We start from the raw sequence: 1,766 nt of genomic DNA on the forward strand, positions 1-1,766 counted from the left end.
GCTATATCCTGGCCATCTGCACCAACAAATACGAAGCCAACTCGCTGGCGCTGATCGAGGCGCTCGGCCTGACCAGACATTTCGCGGCCATCGCCGGCCAGGACACGTTCGCCTTCCGCAAGCCCGACCCGCGCCATCTGATCGAGACCATCAAGCTGGCCGGCGGCGACCCGCACCGCGCGCTGATGGTCGGCGATTCGCAAACCGATATCGATACGGCGAAAGCCGCCGGCATCCCGGTGGTGGCGGTCGATTTCGGCTACACCGACCGCCATGTCCGCGAATTCGAACCCTCGGCTGTCATTTCGCATTTCGATGCGCTGACGCTCGATCTTGCGCAAAGGCTGATCGCCGCTGCTGGAAACTGACCGGAAGGCGGCCGGCGTCGGTCCGAGACAGGGCGCAAAGCACAGCAAAACCGATCCCTGTCAGAACGCCGGACACCGCCTTGACTTACCGCACCCGCCTACCTTATATCGCGGCTCGCTTGGCCTTCGGGCAACGAGCGGGCGATTAGCTCAGCGGGAGAGCACACCCTTCACACGGGTGGGGTCGCAGGTTCAATCCCTGCATCGCCCACCAAATCCTTACGGAAGTCGGCGATGTCTGGAGATGCACCAGCCGCGATCAGCGCTTCATCGAGTGCAGGATGGCTTGCATGTGCTCTTCCAGGTCGAGTTCACCCCGAGCCTCGGCGGTCAACAGGTAATCGGCCTTGGCCTGGCGGTCGCCTCGGCTGATCGCCGGATAAGAGCAGATGGCCAGCAAGGCTTCCTGTTCGATCCGGTCTGCCCTCTTGCGTTCGTGGCTGCTGCTGCCCACTCGATGAACAGCCCTGTGAAGCCCGACATAGCTGGCTTCATGGGCTCCGATCAGCGCCCGCAATTCGGGTGAGGCCCCTTCCGCTTCGGCAAATTTCGGTTCAATGACCGAGGCCACGGCGGTGAACGCAAGAAGTGTACGGCGTGTGATTTCGGGCATGCCTCATATCCCTGCTGTTTGGCGAGTGCAGACACACTTTAGCACCGGCGAAGCGGTTCGCAGAGATGCTCGGGGACGCGACCACACTGTCTGCTGACAAAACGGATTCGCTTCCGAGCCCGCCCTCCCAGCGGCAAGTGTGGCCTTAAGTCGCAACGATTGGCTTGCGAAAGCAGGCTTTCGGGGCTTCATTGACACCGCGACCAACACCATATGGTGACCCACAGCCCTCCAAAACGAGAGAAGCTCGCTTTGACGCGGTCGCATTGCGGCCGTCAGCCGGCAATGGCTATGAACCAGGAACCTGAAAAACCATGCCTGAAAATGTCAGACCAATTTCGAAAGACGTCCCCCTCATTCAGCTAGGCGTCTATCAGTGCCGCTTCCCGGTAAGCGAAGACCGGTCGGTACCCGGCGGTTATCGTTTCTGTGCCGGGCCAACTTCGGCGGATCGCGTCTATTGCGATCACCACCACAGCATCGTGACCGCCGTCGACCCTCGTCGAGCCCGTTCAGGTCTCCACCCCGCTCAACGACGCGCTGCGTAAGTCAAGCGGGCGGCGGCCCCTCATTCGGGCAGCTGCAAATCGGCAGACCAAATCGTCATCTGTTCCAGCTGCGGAACAAACCGGCGCGCCAGCGAGTTTCTGTCCGACGAAACTTGAGGGAAAGCCATGTCCAGATTTCTGCTGGCGACAAGCGTCGCCGTTCTTCTCGCCGGCGCGCCGGCCCTCGCCGCGGACGACAAGCCGCTGCCGCCGCCCAATGCCAAGAAGCTGTCGGAG

The 1,766-nt window shown here is 61.7% G+C and carries 2 protein-coding genes and 1 tRNA gene; 2 read left to right on the forward strand and 1 reads right to left on the reverse strand.

What is annotated here, in order from left to right:
- The coding region (locus EN750_RS32735) for an HAD-IA family hydrolase (protein ID WP_127399148.1) at positions 1-368 on the forward strand (368 nt) is incomplete at its 5' end.
- A gap of 139 nt (positions 369-507) precedes the next feature.
- Positions 508-582 (forward strand) — tRNA-Val (locus tag EN750_RS32740).
- A gap of 45 nt (positions 583-627) precedes the next feature.
- On the opposite strand, the gene EN750_RS32745 is transcribed toward EN750_RS32740, so the two are convergent.
- On the reverse strand, positions 628-981 hold the full coding sequence (locus EN750_RS32745; RefSeq protein WP_127399149.1) for a hypothetical protein: 354 nt from the start codon (positions 979-981) through the stop codon (positions 628-630).
- Positions 982-1,766: the final 785 nt, after the last annotated feature.

The sequence above is a fragment of the Mesorhizobium sp. M7A.F.Ca.ET.027.03.2.1 genome, from assembly GCF_003999175.1.
Taxonomy (GTDB): domain Bacteria; phylum Pseudomonadota; class Alphaproteobacteria; order Rhizobiales; family Rhizobiaceae; genus Mesorhizobium.

Coding starts and splice junctions, on each gene's coding strand:
- EN750_RS32745 (WP_127399149.1), bottom strand. CDS start 981: ATGCCCGAAATCACACGCCGTACACTTCTTGCGTTCACCGCCGTGGCC.